Consider the following 21,058-nt stretch of genomic DNA (forward strand, 5'->3'; position numbering starts at 1 on the left):
TCGCTTGGCCAACCTAGACCCAACTTTTTAATTATTTCGACAATCTATTTTTTTAATACAATTAATTATACAATCAGTCAATTTATCCAAATATTATTTTAACAAATAAGCATACACTAGCATAGTGACTAATCCAAGTTGCTACACATGGGGTTACCCCCGGTCCCGATCGAAAGGCAAATTTTTTTCCGGCTATTCTGAATAGATACACTTGCATCTCTGTAGGATTACATACATTTTTGGCCCTATTTTTAATCATTTTCTAACCTAGACTCTTCTTTATGAACAGATTTGTACGCAGCTTTTTCCTGCTGCTACTGGTGCTTCTGCGTCCTGATGCCTGGGCGCAGGACCGCACGATCACCGGCCGGGTAACGTCCCAGGGCGACAACGATCCCATCCCCGGTGCCAGCGTCGTCGTCCTGGGTACGTCGCGCGGCACGACGACCGACGTCAACGGTACGTTCCAGATTCAGGCCGACCGGGGACAGGTGCTGCGAGTCAGCTTCATCGGTGCCACATCGCAGGACGTAACCGTAGGAAATGCCACCGCGCTCAACATCAGTCTCGCGCAGGAAACCAACGCCCTCAACGAAGTCGTCGTCACCGCGCTCGGCATCAAGCGGGAAAAGCGACAGCTGGGCTATGCCGTTACGGAAGTGGGCGGTCAGGACCTGGCCCAGACCCAGCGCGACAATTTCCTGAACGCGCTACAGGGGCGGGTCGCCGGCGTACAGGTCGCCACCACGAGTGGGTTACCGGGTTCGTCGTCGCAGGTAATTATCCGGGGCATCAACTCGCTTAGCGGCAACAACCAGCCGCTTTTCGTGATCGACGGGATGCCGATCAGCAACCGTACGGCAGAAAGCAGCAGCTTTGTGGCCTCAAAGAATTCAAGCACATCGTTTGAGAACCGAACCGTCGATTTCAGCAACCGGGCGCAGGACATCAACCCGAATGATATCGAGAACATTACCATTCTGAAAGGACCGGAAGCGGCTGCCCTCTACGGCGTGGAAGCGGCCAACGGTGCGGTGGTCATTACGACCAAGAAAGGCCGAAACGGTAAAGGAACGATATCGTACACCAACAGCTTTACCTGGCAAAGTATCAACCGGAGCCGGTTGCCTCAGGTACAGCAGCTATATAGTCAGGGCAGCAACGGTGTATCGCAGAACAACACCTTCAACTATTTCGGTCCCGCTTACGCCGAAGGCACCCAGCTTTACGACAACGTCAACGGCTTCCTGCAAACGGGCATGGGGCAGCGGCACAACCTGTCGTTCGACGGGGGTACCGATCGGTATACGTTCCGACTGTCGGGCGGCTACACCAGTTCGGGCGGGGTCATTCCGACGACGCGCTATAACCGCCTGAACCTGACCCTGGCCGGAACGGCTAAAATCAGCGATAAACTAAGCGCGGAAGCTACACTTCAGTACATCAACACCGCCAATACGAAAGTGTCGAAGGGGAGCAACAGTTTCCTGCTCGGTATGCTGTTGTGGCCGCAGTCTTCCGACATGAGCGACTACCTCAACCCCGACGGAACGCGCCGGTTGATTACCGGTAATGCCGAAATCGAGAACCCTTATTTCGACGTCAACAAAAATGAGTTGCGTGACAAGGGCGATCGGGCCATTACCAATATTGGCCTGAGTTATACAGCTACCGATTGGCTGAGTTTCAGTGGCCGCGTCGGACTCGACGTTTATTCGACGCAGTACCTGATTAAATACCATCCCGAATCGAACCGGTCGGGCGGTACCATCGGCGGTTCACTCGACCAATCGACTGACAATAACCGGACGCTGACGGTACAGTATTTTGCCACGGCCAAAAAGCAGTTCAACAAACTAAGCACCTCGTTCCGGGTGGGGCAGGCGCTTTACGACTATACGTACAACGCCCTGTCGGCGCGCGGGGAAAAATTCCTCGACCCGAATTTCACCAGCATCAACAACACCGACCCACTGACGCAGAAAACCTTGTCGGTCCTACAGCAACGGCGACTCTTCGGCGTCTTCGGCGACGTTACGCTGGGCTACAACGACCTGTTGTTCCTGACCGTGACGGGCCGTAACGACTGGAGCAGCACCTTCCCTACCGAAAGCCGGTCGTTTTTCTACCCGTCGGCATCGGCCAGCTTTGTCTTTACCGAGCTGGTGCCGCAGGGGCGCTTCCGGAACGCACTCAGCTACGGTAAGTTCCGCATCTCGATGGCGCAGGTCGGTAAGGAAGCTCCCGTCTATGCGACCTCGCAGGCCTACGAAAACCAGACGACCACGGGTGGCGGATTCAGCTATGGATTCACAGCTCCCAACCCCTTCCTGGTCCCAGAGAAAGTCAATTCGTTCGAAACGGGGGTGGAGTTGAAGTTCTTTAACGGCCGGCTGGGTCTCGACGCAGCGTATTACCGCACCAAGAGCACGAACCAGATCATTCAGAACCTGCGGATCAGCTACGGAACGGGCTTTATCCTGAAAACGATCAACACCGGCGACCTCTGGAACGATGGTGTCGAACTCTCGCTTAACGCCGAGCCGGTCCGGACGGGGCTGTTCAGCTGGAACACGACGGTTAACTTCACCAAAACCAACAGCCGGCTGCTGAGTCTGCCTAGCGGCCTGTCGGAATACTACAACTCCGATACCTGGGTGTACCGCAACGTGCGGAACGGTGCCCGTGTGAACAGCCCACTAACAACGCTGACCGGCGATACCTACGTGCGCAACAGCAACGGCGCGATCCTGATCAACCCGCAAACGGGGTTGCCCTACGTGGAAACGTCGTGGAAAGTGGTGGGCAACCGCAACCCGGACTTCCAGATGGGCTTCTTGAACTCGTTTACGGTTAAAAACAACCTGACGCTTAGCTTCCTGTTCGACATCCGGAAAGGTGGCGACGTCTACAACGCGACGGAATCGTTTCTGTACCGGCAGGGCCTGAGCCGCAACACACTCGACCGGCAAACACCCCGCACCTTCGACGGCGTTCTGAAAGACGGGCTGGAAAACACGGCTACGCCAACGCCGAATACCATTCAGGTCGTACCCTACTACAACAGTACCTATTACACGTCTGCCCTGGCCGACGAGAATTTCATCGAGCGGAACATCAGTTGGGTGCGGTTGAAAGACATTACGCTGCGCTATAACCTGCCCGCGTCGCTGCTCAACCGGTCACGGGTGTTCAAGACGGCGAGTGTTTTCTTCACCGGCACCGATCTCTTTCTGCTGACCAACTATTCGGGTGGTGATCCGGGCGTGAACGCCAGCAATGCCGTAACGGGCGGATCAGGTGGTTTCGGTATCGACTACGGGAACCTCCCCCTCCCCCGCACGCTGAACGTGGGCCTAAATGTCAGTTTATAGTTTATGGTTTTCAGTTCACGGTGCCTCCGGGAAAACCCACCGTAAACCGAAAACTGAATACCGAAAACCTTACTATGAAACGAAACTTCCTATGTCTCTTCCTGCTCAGCGGGCTGCTGCTGGCGCTGAGTAGCTGCGACAAATACCTCGACATTAACAAAAACCCCAACAACCCCGATCAGGTCGAAGCGGCCCTGCTGCTGGCACCTATCGAAGTCAACTACGCCCTGGGGGTGCAGGTCGACGCGCGGGTTATCGGCCGGTACGTACAGAACTGGCAATCGTATCTGGCCGGCGACACCTGGGATCTGCACGGCTATGCCTCTGCATCCGACGTAGGCGGTGAACTCTGGCGCAACGTCTATTTCAAGGCGGGTCGCAATTTGATCAATCTGATCGACGACGCCCGCGCCAACCAGAAATGGGACTACCTGGGCGTCGGGCTGGTGATGAAAGCATGGGGCTGGCAGATGCTGACCGATATACACGGTGAAATCATTCTGTCGGAAGCGTTCGATCAGGACCCGCAGAAAAACCAGTTCAACTACGATACGCAACAGGCAGCCTACGCCGAAGTGGTACGGCTGCTGAACGAAGCGATTCCCTATCTCAACCGCGCCGACGGCCGGGTGTCACAGACACAGCTGGCCCGTGGCGACATTATGTACGCGGGTGACCGGCTCAAATGGAAGCGTTTTGCCTACGGCCTGCTGGCGATCAACGCGCACCACCTGTCGCCCAAAAGCGGGTATGACCCGAACAAGGTCATCGCTTATGTCGACAGCGCCTTCACCAGCAATGCCGACAATGCGCTGATGCCGTTCAATGGTAACAGCACTGCCGACGCCAGCTTCTTTGGGCCTACGCGTCAGAACCTCCAGGTATACGGGCAGAGCGATTTCATGCTGCGACTGCTCGACGGCCGGATATTTACGAACGTAAAAGATCCTCGGTTATCGCAGCTGCTGGTAGCGAGTGGCGACGGCGTGTACCGGGGTCTGGTTCCCGGCGGTGGCCAATCGACCGCAGCGAGTATTCCGGCCACCGCGCGGGTGCTGAGTCCGTGGGCAACACCCCTTAACAGTATTCCAGCGGCCGGTACGACGGGTAAATACGTCTTTACCGACAAAGGACCGTTCCCGATGATGACCTATTCGCAGCTTCAGTTCATCAAGGCCGAAGCGGCCTTCTTCAAAGGTGACAAAGCTACGGCGCTAGCCGCCTACCGCAACGGCATCAGCGCGCACCTGACATACGCGGGCGTATCGACCGCCGACCAAGCTACTTACCTGGCCAATGCCGTCGTCCTCCCGGCGGCCGGTTCGCTGACGCTCAACCAGATCATGTTGCAGAAATACATTGCGCAGTGGGGCTGGGGTTTTCTGGAACAGTGGTCCGACCTGCGCCGGTACAACTATAGCGCGGAGATATTCACCGGCTTTCAGCTTCCGCAGACCTTCGCGACGGTGAATAACGGCAAGCCGGCGCAACGGCTGCGGCCCCGCTATAACTCCGAATACGTCTGGAACATCGATGCCCTCGCAAAAATCGGCGGTCTCGAACTCGATTATCACACCAAACCCGTCTGGTTCAGCCAGCCATAAATCCGGCGTTCGGGCTACGGTATTCGGTTTACAGTTTTCAGTCTATCACCAGTAAGTGACACAGGACTGGCCGCAAAACCGTAAACCGAATACCGTAGACTGTAAACCATAAATCAAATTTCAATGCGTACCTACACATACCTTATAGCGTTGCTGGCGATCGGGCTGGGCTGGTCGTGCCAGCGCGAAACGCTGCTCATTCCGTCGACGCCAGTACAGACGGGGGCGCGGATCAAACTCGTTCATGCCGCTCCCGAAGCCGCTTCCGTCGACCTATACGTTAATGGGCAGAAGATCAGTGCGGGATTACCGACGGGAGCCAGTAGTATCAGCGCTGGTACCGGCACGCCCACGGCCATTACCTTTGGCAATACCTTTCCCGGTTCAACGGCCAGTTACGCCGTTATTTCGTCGGGGCAGGTACCAATCACCCTGAGCAGCCCGGCTGCTACAACCGCAGGCAGTGCGACCACCGTCGCTACGCAAACCCTTTCCCTGACCGACGGTAACTACTATTCGCTACTCGTACTGGGCACCGGTACTCAGCCGCAGATAAAGCTCATTCCCGATGATTTCAACACGGCAACTGATCCGGCCCTGTTCTACGTGCGCTTCATCAACCTCATCCCCAACGCACCCGCCTACGATCTGGCCCTGGCATCCGGCGCAATCATTACGGCAAACGTCGCTTACCAGAGTGCTTCGCCATTCGTCGGCGTCGATCTCAGCAATAATGCGTCATTTGTCTTTCGGTCGACCGGAACGACCACTAGTGGGGGAACCGGCGTGACCTTCACCGGTAGTACGGCCGGACGGGTCATTACGATCATTGCGCAGGGAGTTGTTGGCCGTACCGGAACGCAGGCTCCCCGCATAAACGTCTATGTAAATCGATAGATCCGACCTCTTTTTTATCGTTCACGCAAGTTGCCTCTACCAACGTAGAGGCAACTTATTTTTCAACCAAGTTTATTCTACCCACGACCCAAACAATTCCTACCGTTCGTACCTTAGGTATCAGTAACAGCCTTTACCTATACCGCCTGTAACAAATCACGGCAGCCGTGACCGCTAAACCGGAGAACCGTCTATACAACGCTATAGGCAGCCGCAACGCTGTTTGGTCCACATACGACCGATCCGTCTGAACCGGCTGACCTGTACTGATCGCTGCTGACAGCTAAGGCTGTCGTTAGGCGTCCGACCGTGTTGCTGACACCGGGCAATCAGCAGTGCACTTAACCCATACACGATGAATACAGTATTGGTGACGGGAGCCAACGGTTTTTTAGGTGGATACCTTTGTCGAGAACTGGTTCGGCGGGGGTATGGCGTCAGGGCCTTCGTTCGACCAACGTCTAATTTACAGGCGCTGGCCGGCCTGCCCGTCGATGTCTGGGTTGGCGACTTACTCGATGCCGACAACGTACGAGCGTCGGTCTACGGCTGTGATTACATTATTCACGCGGGGTCGGCGACGGCGGCCAATCCGGCCCGTAACCTGTCGGTGCGGCTCTCCAACGTACAGGGAACGGCCACAACGTTATCAGCCGCTAGCCGGGCTGGTGTTCGGCGCTACATTTACGTCGGAACGGCCGACGTATTTGCTTGTGGCGATGCGCAACAGCCCGGTACTGAACAACAGCCTATCCGCGACAAATTATACGGCCTCGACTACATCGACAGTAAGCTGGCAGCTACCGACATGGTCCTCAGGGCGGTTCAGACCGATCATTTACCGGCTATCATGGTACATCCGACGGTTGCCGTGGGGCCTTGTGATTACAAAAATACGGCGCACATGCTGCTGACGTACATGTATCACAAACGCATCTTTGCCACCCCGGCGGGCGGACGCAATTACGTCCACGTGGCCGACGTAGCCACGGCGACAGTTAACGCGCTGACGATGGGTGACCTGTACGAGTCGTACATTCTGGGTAACGAGAATCTGAGCTTCCGCCAGTTGTTCGACATGATGGCGCAGATCATGCAGATCCGTGCCCCCAGCCGCCGACTACCGGCCCAACTGGCCTCCCTGATGGGTTTACTGGGTGACTGGCGCAATGCGTTCTCCGAGCAACCCGGCGACTACAATTCTACACTGATCGCCATGGCGAACGACGAACACTACTTTTCGGCAGCCAAAGCGGTGAACACCCTGGCGATGCCGCAGACCCCTGTCCACATCGCCCTTACGGAAGCGTTCCACTGGTTCAAGGATAACGGCTACCTGGACTGAGCCCTTCAGGCACCTTCCTGCTGCCCAGCAACGTCGCCCGCAGCGATTGAATTGGCGCAGAGAAAGTGGCCCAGCGGGCATTTGGCCCGGCCATGCAGGTTACAGGGACGACAGTCGAGCGGGTGCGGAGTCTGTACCACGCGCGACACGTCGGCGAGGGGGCCGAAGCCAAATTCCGGTACGGTAGAACAAAAGACGGCCGTTGTCGGCGCGTTCGTCGACGAGCATAAGTGCAGCGGAGCCGAGTCGTTGACGTAGTTCATCCGGGCACCCTGCATCAGTGCTGCCGATGCGAGTAAGCTTAATTTCCCGGCCAGATTGATCACCGTACGACCCGGCACCATCCGAATCAGGCTGTCACAGATGGCTGCGTCGGACGGTGCGCCCAACAGATACACCGTTTCGTCGCCGGGCAGTTGTTGAATCACCTCAGCCCACAGCGCCAGCGGGTATTGCTTGGTGAACCAGACGGAGGTCGGCGCGATGCAGCGATACCCACCAGTCTGATAGGGCTTTACGGCGGCATAATCGTCGGCCGATGGATACAGCCGGGGCCGTGTCCGGCGGGCGCGCCAGTTTGGTAATTCCAGTGGTTCGAGCAGGCCGGCATTTCGGTCGACCTCGTGAATACCGGGTTCGATCCGATGGTCGACTGCGTAGGTAAACCAGCGCGAAAAAGGATTTTTTGCAAAGCCAATGCTGATCCGGGCGTTGGCGAGGGCGGTCAGCAGCCCCGTTGTGCCGAAGCGTTGCAGGTTGAGGATGACGTCATACTGCCGCTCACGCAGCAGCTTGAGCAGGTCGAGCAGCGTACCGTATTTGCCCAGCAGACCACCCTTACCTTTCTTATCCCACACCAGCACCTCGTTCAGCAGGGGGTGGTTGGCCAGCAAGCCCTCGTTTCCCCGCCTGACCAGCATGTCGATGCGGGCATTGGGCAGCCGCTCGTGCAGCTCTTCGAGCAGCGCCGTGGCCAGAATAACATCGCCGATGAAGGCTGTTTGACTAATTAGGAACCGGGGTGGATTCGTTACGGTTATCATCAGTACGCCACGCGCGTCAGTCGACTACGAATGGAAGATTACGAAGTTGTTACCCTGCCGAACGGGATTCGCATCGCGCATCGGCAGATACCTCATACCCAGATTGCGCATTGCGGTATCATGCTCGATATCGGTAGCCGCGATGAACAGCCGCACCAGCAGGGACTTGCCCATTTCTGGGAGCATATGGCCTTCAAAGGTACGGAGAAACGAAAATCATACCACATCATTACCCGACTCGAAACGGTTGGTGGTGAGTTAAATGCATATACGACAAAAGAAAAAGTGTGTTTTCATGCGTCGGTACTGGGGGCGCACTTCGAGAAAGCCACCGAACTGCTCGCCGACATCACCTTTCACTCGGTATTCCCCGAGAAGCAGATCGAGCGGGAGCGCGGGGTAATTCTGGAAGAAATGGCGATGTATTACGACTCACCCGAAGACGCCATTCAGGACGATTTCGACGAGTTGGTCTTTCCCAGTCACGCGTTGGGCGGCAACATTCTCGGCACCACCGAGACGGTCAGTTCGTTCACCCGCGAAGATCTGCAACGCTTTATCGCCGAGAACTACGACACCAGCCGGATCGTATTCGCGTCGGTGAGTAACCTGCCGTTCAAACAGGTGGTGAAGATCGTGGAAAAGTATCTGCGCGACGTACCGACCCAGCAAACCAGCCGGCAACGACAGCAGCCTACTGGGTACGTACCGAAACAAACGCGCGTCGAAAGGCCCATCACGCAGGCACAGTGCGCGCTCGGGCGGCCCGCCTACGGCCTGACCGATCCACGCCGATTACCCTTCTTTATGCTGGTCAACCTGCTCGGCGGTCCCGGTATGAACTCGCGGCTGAATCTGAATCTACGCGAGAAGTACGGGCTTGTCTACTCCATCGACGCCAGCTACACGCCTTACCTCGACACGGGCTTTCTGGGTATCTACTTCGGTACCGACCCCAAGAAAGTCGATAAAGCTAACCGCCTGATTAGTCAGGAACTGCGCCGACTGCGGGAACAGCCGCTGACGACGCTGCAACTGCATCAGACCAAAGAGCAGCTGATCGGGCAGCTGGCGATGGCAGAGGAAAGCAATAATAGTTTTATGCTGATGATGGCGAAGAGCCTGCTCGACATCGACCGGGTCGAAGCCCTAGGCGACATCAACGCCGATATAAACGCCATCACCGCCACGCAGCTTCAGGACCTCGCCCAGGAAGCCTTCCAGGAAGATCAGTTCAGTTCCCTGACGTTCGTGCCGGAGAAGTGACTGACTGAATGATAGATTGATGGAATGATTGAATGGGCTACCGCAATGATAGTCTGCCGGATGGCCCATTCAATCATTCCATCAATCTATCATTCAATCCTGAATAGGTGCATCGGCAGGACGTACGGGTCCAGCTCGACGTAGTTGTATTCGCCCTGCCAGGTGTAGTAGGCCCCCGTTAGCAGGTCGTGGACGGTATACGGCTGATCCGGGTACAGACCGAGTTGCCAGAGCGGAACCTGCACAGTAGCGGCCCGGCGGTTATACGCGTCCGTGTTGATTACGATCAGCAATTTGTTGTCATTGCTGACCTTTACGTAGGCCATAATCGCGTCGTCGGAGACCGGGCAGAACGTCAGGTTATTGGTCGTTTGCAGGGCCGCGTTTTCGTGCCGGATTCGGTTGGTCAGCCCGATCAGATACGTCAGCTTGTTCGTCTTCTCCCAGTCCCAGTATCGGATTTCGTACTTTTCCGAGTTCAGGTATTCTTCCTTGTTCGGGAACGGTACGTGCTCCATCAGCTCAAACGATGGACCGTAGATCCCGTAGTTACTCGACAGCGTGGCCGCCAGTAAAAACCGGATCAGAAACTGCGGCTCGTGGCCGCCCTGTAGACTGTACGGGTTGATGTCGTGGGTCGTCGGCCAGAAATTCGGGCGGAAGTAATACGCCATCGCGTCGGGCTGGCCGTTTGCCTGCGTCAGCTCGGTCAGGTACTCTTCCAGTTCTGCTTTGGTGTTGCGCCAGGTGAAGTAGGTGTACGAATGCGCAAAGCCACCTTTCGCCAGTTGCTGCATCACCTTTGGCTTGGTGAAGGCTTCGGCCAGAAACAGCATGTCGGGAAACTCCTTCTTGACCTCGGCAATGACCCACTCCCAGAACCCGAACGGTTTGGTATGTGGGTTGTCGACCCGGACGATGCGAACGCCCCACTCCGCCCACACCAGCAGCACGCGTTTCAGTTCGTTCCACAGGTTCTGCCAGTCGTCCGTTTCGAAATACACCGGATAAATATCCTGATATTTCTTCGGCGGATTCTCGGCGTACTGAATCGTTCCGTCGGGCCGCTTTTTGAACCAGTCGGGATGTTCCGTGGCCCACGGATGATCGGGCGAACATTGAATCGCCAGGTCCATCGCCACCTCCATACCGTAATTGGCCGCAATGGAAATCAGGTGTTTGAAGTCCTCGACGGTACCGAGTTCGGCGTGAATCGCGTCGTGACCACCCTCCGCCGAGCCGATGCCGTAGGGCACCCCCGGATCACCCGGCTGACAGACGACCGAGTTGTTTTTACCCTTCCGGTGCGCCATACCGATTGGATGAATGGGCGGCAGATACAGCACATCGAAACCCATTTCCGAGATGCGGGGCAGCAGTTTTTCAACGTCGCGGAACGTACCGTGCTTACCTTCTTCGCGGGCTGTCGACCGGGGAAATAAGCAATACCAGGTGCTGAAACCAGCCCGCGCCCGATCGACCTCGACGCCCAGCGCCGGATAGCGCGACGGGTGCTGCCGTTCGGGATAGCGGTTGGCGTAAAACGTAAACTGTTCGCTTTCCGCGACTGAGATCGCTTCGTCGTACGGGCTATCGGCGGCACTCTCCGCTCCCGCCCGAAACAGCGCAGCCATCGCACGCAACGCCGTTACGTCGGTCGACTCTTCAGCCGGTACGGCTGCGGCTTTTGCTTTCGTCTTACCCTTTTTAGGCGTCGGTTCGGCCGGGCCACCCGCCCGCCGTAGCATGCCATCGACGTACTGCGCACCGGCCAGCAATTCGCTAATGACGCGTTGACCATCAGCTATTTTCAGGTGGATTTCGTGCTGCCACGATGCCAGATGATCGACCCACCCTTCGATGGTGTACTGATACCGGCCAATCTTGTCGACCACAAACGAAGCGCCCCAGCGATCATTGCCCAGCAGGGCCATGTTCATCTCGGTCCAGTCGGCATCATTGACATGCTTATACAGCAGCCGGGCCGCCAGGTAGTCGTGACCATCGGCGAAGATATCGGCCTCAACCGCAATGACATCACCGGGAATGGCTTTGATGGGAAAGCGCCCGCCATCGAGTTCGGGCGATACGTGTTCGATCACGACGCGGGTTTGCCCCGTCGCCGGAAAAGTGACTTGCTTCTTCGTATCGATCATAGGTTTGTAACACTGTACATGCGCGGCAATGTTACAAAAAAGCAGCAGAACGATTGCTTCCGGGCCAGCGATGTAAACTAGTACAGTGGTGTCAGGTCCCCGACCTGACACCATCGTTTGCCGGAACAACCTTTCTCTGTCATCCCGACGACAGGAGGGATCTTCAGGAATGGCAAACTAAGCCGCCTGCTACCGAAGATCCCTCCTGTCGTCGGGATGACAAAAAAGGCTAATCCCTCGCTGCCTACGGTTTCGGTACCGTAATCTGTTGTGTCCAGGTCCAGGCGGGCGGCTCGACATTCAGTAGGTGTTTGACGAAAAAGTCGCGTCGTTTGTGTTCGCCATAGTCGCCCCCCAGCGAGTGCCCCATACCCGGTACCATCAGGAAATCAAAGTTTTTGTTGGCCTTGATCAGCGCGTTGATAAACTGAAAGGTAGACGACGGATCGACGTTATCGTCCAGCTCACCCAGAATCAGCAGCAATTTACCCTGCAACTTGTGCGCGTCAGTCACGTTTGACGACTCGGCGTATTGCGGCCCGATGGGGTAGCCCATCCACTGCTCGTTCCACCAGATTTTATCCATCCGGTTATCGTGACAACCCGACGACGATACCGCCACTTTGTAAAAATCAGGGTGATGCAGCAGCGCACCCGCCGAACTTTGCCCACCGGCCGAATTCCCCCAGATACCCACCCGGCTCAGGTCCATGTAGGGGTACCGCTTGGCGGCTGCGCGCATCCACGCCATGCGGTCAGGGAAGCCACTGTCTTTGAGGTCTTTCCAGCACACATCCTGAAACGCCTTCGAGCGGTTGGCCGTACCCATCCCATCTATCTGCACCACGATAAAGCCCAGCTCGGCCATTTCGTGCAACGATCCCCGCGAGTCAGTGACGAAACTTTTCGGTACAAACGAATCGTGCGGCCCGGCGTAGATGTATTCGATGACCGGATACGTCTTTTTCGGGTCGAAGTTCGACGGGCGGACGATGATCCCCCAGATGTCGGTTTTGCCGTCGCGCCCGGCCGACGTGAACACTTCGGGCATCTGCCAGCCCGTTGCCAGCAACGGCTTGATGTCCGCCGTTTCCAGTTCCATCAGCACCTTGCCCGAGTCAGTCTGCCGCAGCACCGTTTTCTGCGGCTCATCGATGCGCGAATAGTAGTCGACAACGTAGCGGTAGTCGGGCGAGAAAAACAGGCGGTGGTTACCGTTTTCCCGCGTCAGCGCCGTCAGGCCAGACCCGTCGAAGTTGACCCGATACAGTTGAATCAGATACGGGTCCTGACCGGCTTCGCGCCCGCTGCCTTCAAACAGAATCGTGCGTTTCGCTTCGTCGACGTTCAGCACTCGGCGAACCACCCACGGCCCTTTCGTAATCTGATTTTTGAGCCGCCCCGCGCCATCGTACAGATACAGGTGATTCCAGCCGTCGCGCTCCGACGCCCAGATCAGTTCACGCCCGTCGGCTACGTCGTAGCGGTAGTTTTTGCTGCTGTACTGAATAAACGTCGGACTGCGTTCCTCGATCAGCGGCTTCACGGCCCCGGCGGTGTTCATCTCGAAAACGGTGTACCGCTGATGCCCGCGTTGGTTGTACTCGAACGTAAACGCCCGGCCATCTTTCCGCCATTGTGGTGCCGAGACGCTATACTGATTGGCGATCAACTCAGCCGGAACGGGCATCGGAGCCTTACCGTCGAGACTGAACAGCACGGGGGTCCGAATCGGCAGCGGATCACCGGGTTTCCGGTAGGTGCGTGTATGTAGCTTGGGCTGCAACTGATCGGTAGGCGACGATTCGATCAGGTACAGCTTGTGCGGATCGTCGGGTTTTATTTTGGTCGTCGCCAGCCGTTTCGAATCGGGCGACCATACGATCCGGCTGGAATAATACGCATCTGCTGACCCGTCGGTACTCAACGCTTTCTCAGTGACCGATGTAGCCGCCGGCCGAACGTAGACGTTGTGGTTTTTAACGTAGGCGACATAGGCCCCGTTGGGCGACGGCACCTCCTGCCCTTCCGCCCGCTCGTCGTTCGACTCACCCCAGTACCGCGACGCCGATGGTTTCGCCACCTCCCGCAGCCGACAGGCGTACGTATCGAGCGAACAGCTAAACGTCGAGTCCTTGATCTTGAACGAGACCTCCCCCGCCCCCAGCGTCACCCCGTCGACCGGTAACTGATACGCCCCCATCGACTTGTGCCTGACTACACTCAGCGACTGCGCCAGCCGCACCTGATCGAAGGCCGGGCGTTTCGTTTGCTGGGCCGCATCGACCAGTACAAACTCGTTTCCGTTGGCCGTCCGCTTGGCGTACCAGAACGAGCGCCCATCCGGCAGCCACAGCACTTTATCCGGCGCATCGTAGACTTTGTTTTGAAACGCCCCGTTCAGCCGTTCCGCCCGCTGATAATCCACCAGCGTCCCCTGCGCCCAGCTGGCTAGTGGTAAAAGTGAGAGTATTGATAAGTAAGCAGAACGCGTGTAGCGAGTAATAAACGACATCACAAACAACTGATAATGAATTGAGCAGCCTTAAAGATAGCAATCGAAACCGTATGATAAACGCTTCGACCACTCACGATATAAATGCAGCAAGCCTATTGGTTGCTGTCCAAGGGATATGTATGATTGCGCGTCAACTCCCAATTACAGGTTGACAACGGGTGAGTAGTCAGCCAACTAATTTCGCAGAACCATAAACCTCAGCTAATCAGCACATCATAGCCCCTCAGTTTTACGTACAATAACATGTTGGGTGTTGCCAAAAGCTGAAAAACAACGTAGTCAGTCAGCTCCGGTTGACAGCAGAAAGGTAGTGACAGGGTAACTTTAGGCTCGTTGGGTGGTGCCAACAGTCAATAACGTAGTGATGGACTCGTGTGCGACAGGTGGCACGTCCCGTGACAGGGCGACTTTGGCTTGTTAGGCGGCTTCGGTCGACACGAGAATCACCCCAATCAGGCAAGTTTAAAAGCTCAAAAGCTTATGCTTCTTATTCATTTTTGTTTACCCATTGTCCTGCTGATAATAATGGCCAACGCTAAACGAATTGTAATAAAAGCCATTCCTTACCAAAGCCAAGATCATCCGTATTATACACCATTTACCTATATAGTTAGGATATTGCTGTTCATCGCATTTGTATTCTCAGTCAAAAGTTGTGGACAAACTTCTCTTGAAGAAGCTTTTAAAGACCCCCCAAATCAGGCTTTTAATAGTGAGATTTGGAAAAAGAATGAGCAGTCAGGTATAGTTAGACACACAATGCTTAAAAGTCTGAATGAAAACCATTCTTCTTTATTAGGGAAAAATCAAACGCAAGTCATTAAGATACTGGGTGATCCTGATACGAGTAGCTACTATCCAAATACAGATTCCACTTTATATTGGCATTGCGTTCACCCGACCATAATTATGGGCAGTAGTGAAAGTGTAATTGTTTATTTTAAAAAACGTAAATCTTACAAAATTCTTTTTAATTACTGGCCTTCACAATATTGAATCTATCCGCATGAAATTAGAAACTATATGTCTTGGGCGACAGGGGGCTCGTCCCGAGGGAGAGCGGGGCAACCCAACCGCCACCGAGTTCGCGGGCGAACGAACCCAGAAGAACGCATGAGACCAGAAGGCTACCTTTTAGCTTATCTTTACTCGGCTGTCAGTAGCCCCTCGTGGGAAGATCGTTCTCATTTGTTGGTGTCAAACAACCCGTCCAACCGCCCGATTTGGCTATTCGTCATCAACGAGCTTGCTCGTTGGTGCCTTGAGAACCCAATTGGTAGAAAAGGTCCGCCTTTTACTCCGTACATCCTGCTCATTGTTCATCTAAAATAGCCCGCTGATAGCCTTTTTTGACTGCTTACCCATTTCTAACCATGAAAAAGCAGGACAACTATCTGGCTATGCCCGTCGTCCACCAGCAGGTGGCGGGTATCGACCGCACCGGCGGCCCGGATTGGCTCTCAGTTTCATGTTGTTGCCGTGGGCGACGACCCCAAACAAGACGTCCAGCAGTTTGGCGTATCCACCAAAGAGCTATTTCGACTGGTCAAATGGCTAGCCGATCATCAAGTTCAGCATGTGGCGATGGAAGCAACGGGCGGTTATGAAAAGCCACTGGTCAATGTGCTTCAAGAAGCGGGGTTCGAGGTCTTAGTGACTGCCGGCGCCAATACCAAAAACTACCGCCGGTTTAAGTCTGACACCTCGGATGCCATCCATATCCGTACTCTGCACAGCTTGGGATTGCTACCGCCTATTTTCCTGCCCGATGAGTTCTCAACTCTGATTCGGCCGCTAGTACGTCTGCGCCGAACCCTGGTCGAGGATGCCGCCGACTACATCCGCCGTATCCAGAAGGCCTTACGTGCGGGTAATGTGCGGCTGGATGCGGTGCTGACCGACACCAATTCGGTATCAGGCTTGCGGGTGATTGCGGCCATTAGTCAGGGACAGGAAGACCCCGTTGACCTGGCTGCACTGGTCGATCGTGGTTGCAAAAAGAAACCAGCCGAAATCATCGAATTGCTTCGGGGCAATTGGAATGGAGCCATGCGCTTCGAGGTGAGGAGTAACTACCGACTCTACCTAAACCTACACGCCGAAATTACCGAGTTAGACAAGGAGTTAGATCGCCACTTTACCGATCATACCAACGGATTAGCGCAACCTACAGCCGTAAATGACCCAACGGTTGGCCGGGTGAAACTGCGTCAATCGCGCAACACCCCGCGTCTACCCATCGAGCAGTATGCTCACCAACTGCTGGGAGTGGATTTGAGCAATATTCCTGGTTTTGGCCGAGATGCGTTGCTGACGTTTATCCGGGCCGCCGGTGCGGGCTGAGGTGGGGGAGTCAATCACCAAGTTTCATTCAGCCAAAGCCTTTGCCAAATGGTTAGGCTTCACGCCCAACAACAAGGCATCCGGTGGTAAGGTGTTGTCCAAGAAGACCTTGAAAAACAAATCGACCTTGCCCAATACCTTTCGGATGGTGGCTAACTCGCTGGGCAACATGAAGAAATCCAACCCCATGACGGCCTTCTTTCAGAAGATTGCCTACAAAGCAGGTCGAATCAAAGCCATCACAGCAACGGCGCGGAAGTTAGCAGTGGTGGTTTACAAGATGCTCACCACGGGTGAGGCCTATGAGCCAACGAAACTGGTGCGGGATGTAACTCAGGTAAAGCAGCAACAAATTCGACAGATCAAGAAAAAGCTGGCCAAATTCGAGATCACGGGTCAGGATTTGGGGCTTCTGACTACTTTAGGGACGGCTTGATAATGAGGGATTTATAAAGCATGCGTACATCCGAATGAGGGTGTAAAGGTTCAAGTGCGTTTGTGTGTTAACTTGTTCCGCCACCATCAACCCTCATGGTCGTTGGGGGTTCGCCTAAAATGTGCTTGCGGGGCGGGTTCTGTGCGAGAGGTTGCAGGCCGCATAACTCATATAGGGGCTTGTAGCTTCCATTTTGGCATTTCGGTCGACAAGCCAAACTTGATCGACAGACAACATTTTTCATTCATTTTCGGGTGTAGGCCGACAAGCCAAACGCCCCAGAAGGGATAGTTTAACGAGTGGAGCGGTATACCTTTCTTCACGACAACAGCGTTTGTCCAGAAAGTCATTCTTAAACTTCAAGCTTTACTCTAAAACTTATGAAAGCATTGCTGTTTCACTTAGCTCTCTTTATAAGTACCAACGTTTTCGCAGGTTCCTCTGTCGATACAACAATTGTAAACGAGATAATGAGGAGCACTTTGAGAAAATTGAACAACATAGATCACGTAAAATATGACTACTATATCGAATCAAACTATTTGTCTGAGAACTATCACAGAGACGTTAGTAAGAAAGTCTATATGGAGTTTGACAAGAAGGAACCATTACTAGGTTTAATTTTTACCGATACTGAGAATGATTATGCTTCCGTCTTCAATGGTAAAGAATATTTCTATATTAACAAAAAGAAAAATACTATTGAATTAATCAAAAACCCATCCAATAACACATTTCGTAGTCAAACTTCTTTCGTGAATTCTTATTACGCACTAAAGTATTTTTTACCTGTAATTTTATCTTCTAGTTCTATAAGCAGATCGTCAGCTGACACCATAGTTAATGGCAAAAAGTTTAATTCTTTTCGTTTTACTCTAAATAATTACATGATGAGTAGATTTGGCAAGTTGGAAAAACTAACTATTGATAAGCAACTAACATACACCGTCATTGTAGATGATGATAATTTACCGCTTCAAGTAGTTCAAAGAGACAATTTGAATCCTAGAGATTATACACTTGTAAAATTCACGAACATTTCTGTAAACGGGGTAAAGCCTGCTATGGAAGTGTGGAATTATGAGAATTATGCTAAAATTTACAACCCCGTTGTGAAATAAATGACTCGCTCCGTACAAGGACACCTACCGTTGACAAGAGACAGGCCGCAGAGGGAAAGGTCAGCCCAGCCGGCAGGGGGTGTTAAGGCAGGCAAGCCGTTCGCCCGTTTCAGCTTGTGGGCTGGGCCATCCCCCCTGGGTCGTTGGATGGAATGACGAAGTAGTGCGCGTTTGGCGGCTCCGGTCGACAGACCGCACGTCCCACGACAGGGTTGTCTTTGCTCGTTACTCGGCTTCGGTCTACATGAGACTCATTCCGTTAGGATTGTAAAAAAAGCACGTTGGTCACGTAGCGTGTGCCAAAAGAAATGCTTAAGTAATTTTTGATTTTATTGGCTTCCAAATGGCAGCAATTGACCAGTATAAACATCGAATTATACATACCATTGAATGTCCAGCGGATGACGATTTCGTTTACTATTCGCCAACCCGAACGATTGCTATTTATGAATTACTGGAAGATATTCCATCCGACGAAAAAGATTTTGATGGTAAAACGGGAGACATTTTAGTGGGGGGTGGCAGTGGAGAAGCAATGGCTTTACGCATCTCAGTCCCAGAAGTCTTTGTCGACGTCGACGATGATGAGGCAAGGCCAGTTTTCAAACCATTTTGGAGTCCAACTTTTGCATACAAGATTGGAGTTGGTTTCCGAAAAATTGGCTGGAATCCTAACGAGTTGGATTTGGAAGCATGGTTGGTTGATTATGTAGTTCGAGAGGTTTCATTGCGGGGTAGTTGAAGAGTACAGAGTCTGTGCTCAACATAAGCAGCTGTCTCGCGGTAAGGGACAGGCTGCAAGGCCGAGCCAAGCAGCCCAACGTGCAGGGGGTGTAAAGGTTGGAGGTGGTCTGTGTTCAGTTAGCTTGCGTCCTCATCCATCAGCACTCGCGGTCGTTGGGTGCTCCGCATTTCTCTCCATAATGCCCTTTGACATTCACCGTTTACCCTGCCGTTTTTCCAACTCCGTGAGTAGGTAATCCAAGCCGTTAATGCGGATTTCGTACATAGTTTGCAGGAGTTGGCCGAGTTTGCCGGGTGGGAAGCCTTTCTGGGCAAACCATTCCAGATAAGCGACTGGTAATGTGCGAATCAGTTGGCCTTTGTACTTGCCAAACGGCATAGGATAATGTAACAAATCCAGCAGAAGCTGCGGGTCGCCGTTGGGTGAGTCGGTGGTCATGGTTTGTGTTTGTACGAGTTGGCAAGTTACGACGTTGCGGCTGTTGAGTAATTGTATTGAGGGACAGCGTAATCAACTAGTTCATATAGCGGCTATCGATGGGGTCATTCGGTAGCCGCTTTTGTTTGTTGTAGCCCCGTCGATGCACCTTGTGCCCCTGTAGGCGTAAACTACCGTTTAATAAACCTACTGGCAGTCCTGTAGGTGTCTTTTTATTTTTAGGCCCAAGCCGGCTCACCTATGCCGCCGATCCGCTATAAAGGCTTGATCGCTTTTCTGCTTTATCCGTCATAGTCCTAATCACCACACCTTGTCGGGCTTTACAGCGCCCGCCGTTTTTGTATACAGCCTTGTCAACTAACCCGGACATTTCTGTGCGCATCGATCAGTTAACCATTACCCGATTCGCAGCCGCTATCCTGCTGGTTCTTTTCCACACAGCCGCTACTGGCCTGAACACCGACTCCTTGGTAGGCCGCATTCTACTGGCAGGCAACAGCGCCGTCAGTTTCTTCTTCGTGCTCTCCGGTTTTATTCTAGTCGTGTCGAGCGGGCGCGGTGGACAGCTACCAACCCGTATCGCGAAGGGTCGGTTCTGGCGCAACCGCTTCGCCCGCATCTATCCGCTTTATCTGACCGCGCTTGTCCTGACACTGACAGCGGACGTACTCACGCATAGTGGGACGTTTCATCGCATTCATGCGGGTTCGGCAGTAAGTAGTGTACTACTGGTACAGGCCTGGCTACCACCCTACGCCATGGACCTGAATTATCCCGGCTGGTCGCTGTCAGTAGAGGTCTTTTTTTACGCTTTGTTTCCATTACTCTTTGCCGGTATGGCTCGGCTGTCTACTCAACGGCTGATCGTGCTGACCGGTCTGGTATGGCTAGTCAGTCTGGCGATACACCGGCACATGGTACAACAGATCGATCTGGGTGCTACAACCGATTATCACGCGCTGACGATGTATTTGCCCGCCCTACACCTGAACACGTTTCTGGTCGGTATGACCACGGGGGTCGTATTCATGCGGCATGGGTCGTGGCTGGTGCGGCATCGCAATTGGTTACTCCTGGCGTTGCTGATTCTCTCGGTAGCTGCGGGTTGGGTAATCTGGTCGCAACATCCAGTGCTGCGTTTCCGGCACAACGGAATGGCCGCTCCCTTATTCGCGATGCTGGTTCTGTGGTTGTCGTGTCAGTCGAACGGGCTAAGTCACGGGTTGCGTCATCCGGCGCTGATTTATCTGGGCGACATCAGCTACGGCGTGTATCTGTTACAGGTCCCGGTTAGCACACTAACTTTCTACGCCAATTCCCGGTGGCTGCACCTGCCCACCGGATTGCATCTGCTGACGTATCTGTTTCTGCTCTGTCTGGTTGCCGCAGCCTCCTACCACTGGATCGAGCAACCCGCCCGTCGGTTTATCCGGCAGTGGACCCTTCCCCGCTTCAGCAACGCTGACGAGCAGGTTTCACAATCGGCGTAATGTTGTTGTTTCGCTTCTGCTTTTCTTCGTTTTCGTTTCTGTTATCCCGAGCCTGCGAGGGATCTTCGCTGAGAGTAGACTACCAATCTCCGAAGTTCCCTCCTATCGTCGGGATGACAGCAACGTGGGGAAACACAGTTTCGCGTATCCGCCTGTCGGATTCGGTTTATTATGATATTTGTTGTTGAATCGATAGAATCGTTGCCACCTGTCGCTTTTCGCTGTTTTTCTAGCGGATTGAGCCAGCTGCGTATTTGGGTCGTCTGACTCAGCGCAGGTAGT

At 54.0% G+C, this 21,058-nt stretch carries 15 protein-coding genes; 11 read left to right on the forward strand and 4 right to left on the reverse strand.

Annotated elements, in window-relative coordinates; translation table 11 throughout:
* The first annotated feature begins 281 nt into the window (after positions 1–281).
* The 4 genes from CLV58_RS22990 (at position 282) to CLV58_RS23005 (ending at position 7,220) form a co-directional block, all read left to right on the forward strand.
* Positions 282–3,374, forward strand: coding sequence for a SusC/RagA family TonB-linked outer membrane protein (locus CLV58_RS22990; protein WP_106140187.1), 3,093 nt, complete (start codon positions 282–284; stop codon positions 3,372–3,374).
* Between the two features lie 74 nt (positions 3,375–3,448).
* Positions 3,449–4,978, forward strand: coding sequence for a SusD/RagB family nutrient-binding outer membrane lipoprotein (locus CLV58_RS22995; protein ID WP_106140188.1), 1,530 nt, complete (start codon positions 3,449–3,451; stop codon positions 4,976–4,978).
* Positions 4,979–5,101: 123 nt separating this feature from the next.
* Positions 5,102–5,875 (forward strand): DUF4397 domain-containing protein, encoded by a 774-nt coding sequence (locus tag CLV58_RS23000; RefSeq protein WP_245882427.1) that lies wholly within the window; start codon positions 5,102–5,104, stop codon positions 5,873–5,875.
* 355 nt (positions 5,876–6,230) lie between these two features.
* Positions 6,231–7,220: an NAD-dependent epimerase/dehydratase family protein gene (locus CLV58_RS23005; RefSeq protein ID WP_106140190.1), complete on the forward strand. Its 990-nt coding sequence runs from the start codon at positions 6,231–6,233 to the stop codon at positions 7,218–7,220.
* Positions 7,221–7,225: 5 nt separating this feature from the next.
* Here CLV58_RS23005 and CLV58_RS23010 read toward each other — a convergent pair whose 3' ends face one another.
* Positions 7,226–8,263: a glycosyltransferase family 9 protein gene (locus tag CLV58_RS23010; RefSeq protein WP_106140191.1), complete on the reverse strand. Its 1,038-nt coding sequence runs from the start codon at positions 8,261–8,263 to the stop codon at positions 7,226–7,228.
* Positions 8,264–8,293: 30 nt separating this feature from the next.
* Here CLV58_RS23010 and CLV58_RS23015 point away from each other — a divergent pair, with 30 nt between their 5' ends.
* A complete protein-coding gene (locus CLV58_RS23015) occupies positions 8,294–9,529 on the forward strand; it encodes a M16 family metallopeptidase (protein WP_106140192.1) in 1,236 nt (411 codons plus the stop codon).
* Positions 9,530–9,618: 89 nt separating this feature from the next.
* Here CLV58_RS23015 and CLV58_RS23020 read toward each other — a convergent pair whose 3' ends face one another.
* Entirely contained in the window at positions 9,619–11,685 is a 2,067-nt protein-coding gene (locus CLV58_RS23020) for an alpha-1,4-glucan--maltose-1-phosphate maltosyltransferase (protein ID WP_106140193.1), read from the reverse strand.
* A gap of 244 nt (positions 11,686–11,929) precedes the next feature.
* Positions 11,930–14,200: a S9 family peptidase gene (locus CLV58_RS23025; RefSeq protein ID WP_106140194.1), complete on the reverse strand. Its 2,271-nt coding sequence runs from the start codon at positions 14,198–14,200 to the stop codon at positions 11,930–11,932.
* Positions 14,201–14,683: 483 nt separating this feature from the next.
* Here CLV58_RS23025 and CLV58_RS28160 point away from each other — a divergent pair, with 483 nt between their 5' ends.
* The 5 genes from CLV58_RS28160 to CLV58_RS23040 all read left to right on the forward strand — a co-directional run bounded on the left by CLV58_RS28160 (position 14,684) and on the right by CLV58_RS23040 (position 18,845).
* On the forward strand, positions 14,684–15,199 hold the full coding sequence (locus CLV58_RS28160; protein ID WP_146141516.1) for a hypothetical protein: 516 nt from the start codon (positions 14,684–14,686) through the stop codon (positions 15,197–15,199).
* A 483-nt stretch (positions 15,200–15,682) separates the two neighbouring features.
* On the forward strand, positions 15,683–16,546 hold the full coding sequence (locus tag CLV58_RS28825) for an IS110 family transposase (RefSeq protein WP_245882428.1): 864 nt from the start codon (positions 15,683–15,685) through the stop codon (positions 16,544–16,546).
* A gap of 1 nt (position 16,547) precedes the next feature.
* Entirely contained in the window at positions 16,548–16,982 is a 435-nt protein-coding gene (locus tag CLV58_RS28830; RefSeq protein ID WP_245882429.1) for a transposase, read from the forward strand.
* Between the two features lie 380 nt (positions 16,983–17,362).
* The gene (locus tag CLV58_RS23035; protein ID WP_106140195.1) at positions 17,363–18,103 is read left to right on the forward strand and encodes a hypothetical protein; all 741 of its coding nucleotides are present in this window, start codon (positions 17,363–17,365) and stop codon (positions 18,101–18,103) included.
* Positions 18,104–18,446: 343 nt separating this feature from the next.
* Positions 18,447–18,845: a hypothetical protein gene (locus CLV58_RS23040; RefSeq protein WP_106140196.1), complete on the forward strand. Its 399-nt coding sequence runs from the start codon at positions 18,447–18,449 to the stop codon at positions 18,843–18,845.
* Positions 18,846–19,040: 195 nt separating this feature from the next.
* On the opposite strand, the gene CLV58_RS23045 is transcribed toward CLV58_RS23040, so the two are convergent.
* Positions 19,041–19,286, reverse strand: coding sequence for a DUF3820 family protein (locus CLV58_RS23045; protein ID WP_106140197.1), 246 nt, complete (start codon positions 19,284–19,286; stop codon positions 19,041–19,043).
* A 374-nt stretch (positions 19,287–19,660) separates the two neighbouring features.
* Between CLV58_RS23045 and CLV58_RS23050 the strand changes: the two genes are divergently transcribed.
* Positions 19,661–20,776, forward strand: coding sequence for an acyltransferase family protein (locus CLV58_RS23050; protein ID WP_170108773.1), 1,116 nt, complete (start codon positions 19,661–19,663; stop codon positions 20,774–20,776).
* Positions 20,777–21,058: the final 282 nt, after the last annotated feature.

This window comes from Spirosoma oryzae, from assembly GCF_003002825.1.
Lineage (GTDB): Bacteria > Bacteroidota > Bacteroidia > Cytophagales > Spirosomataceae > Spirosoma > Spirosoma oryzae.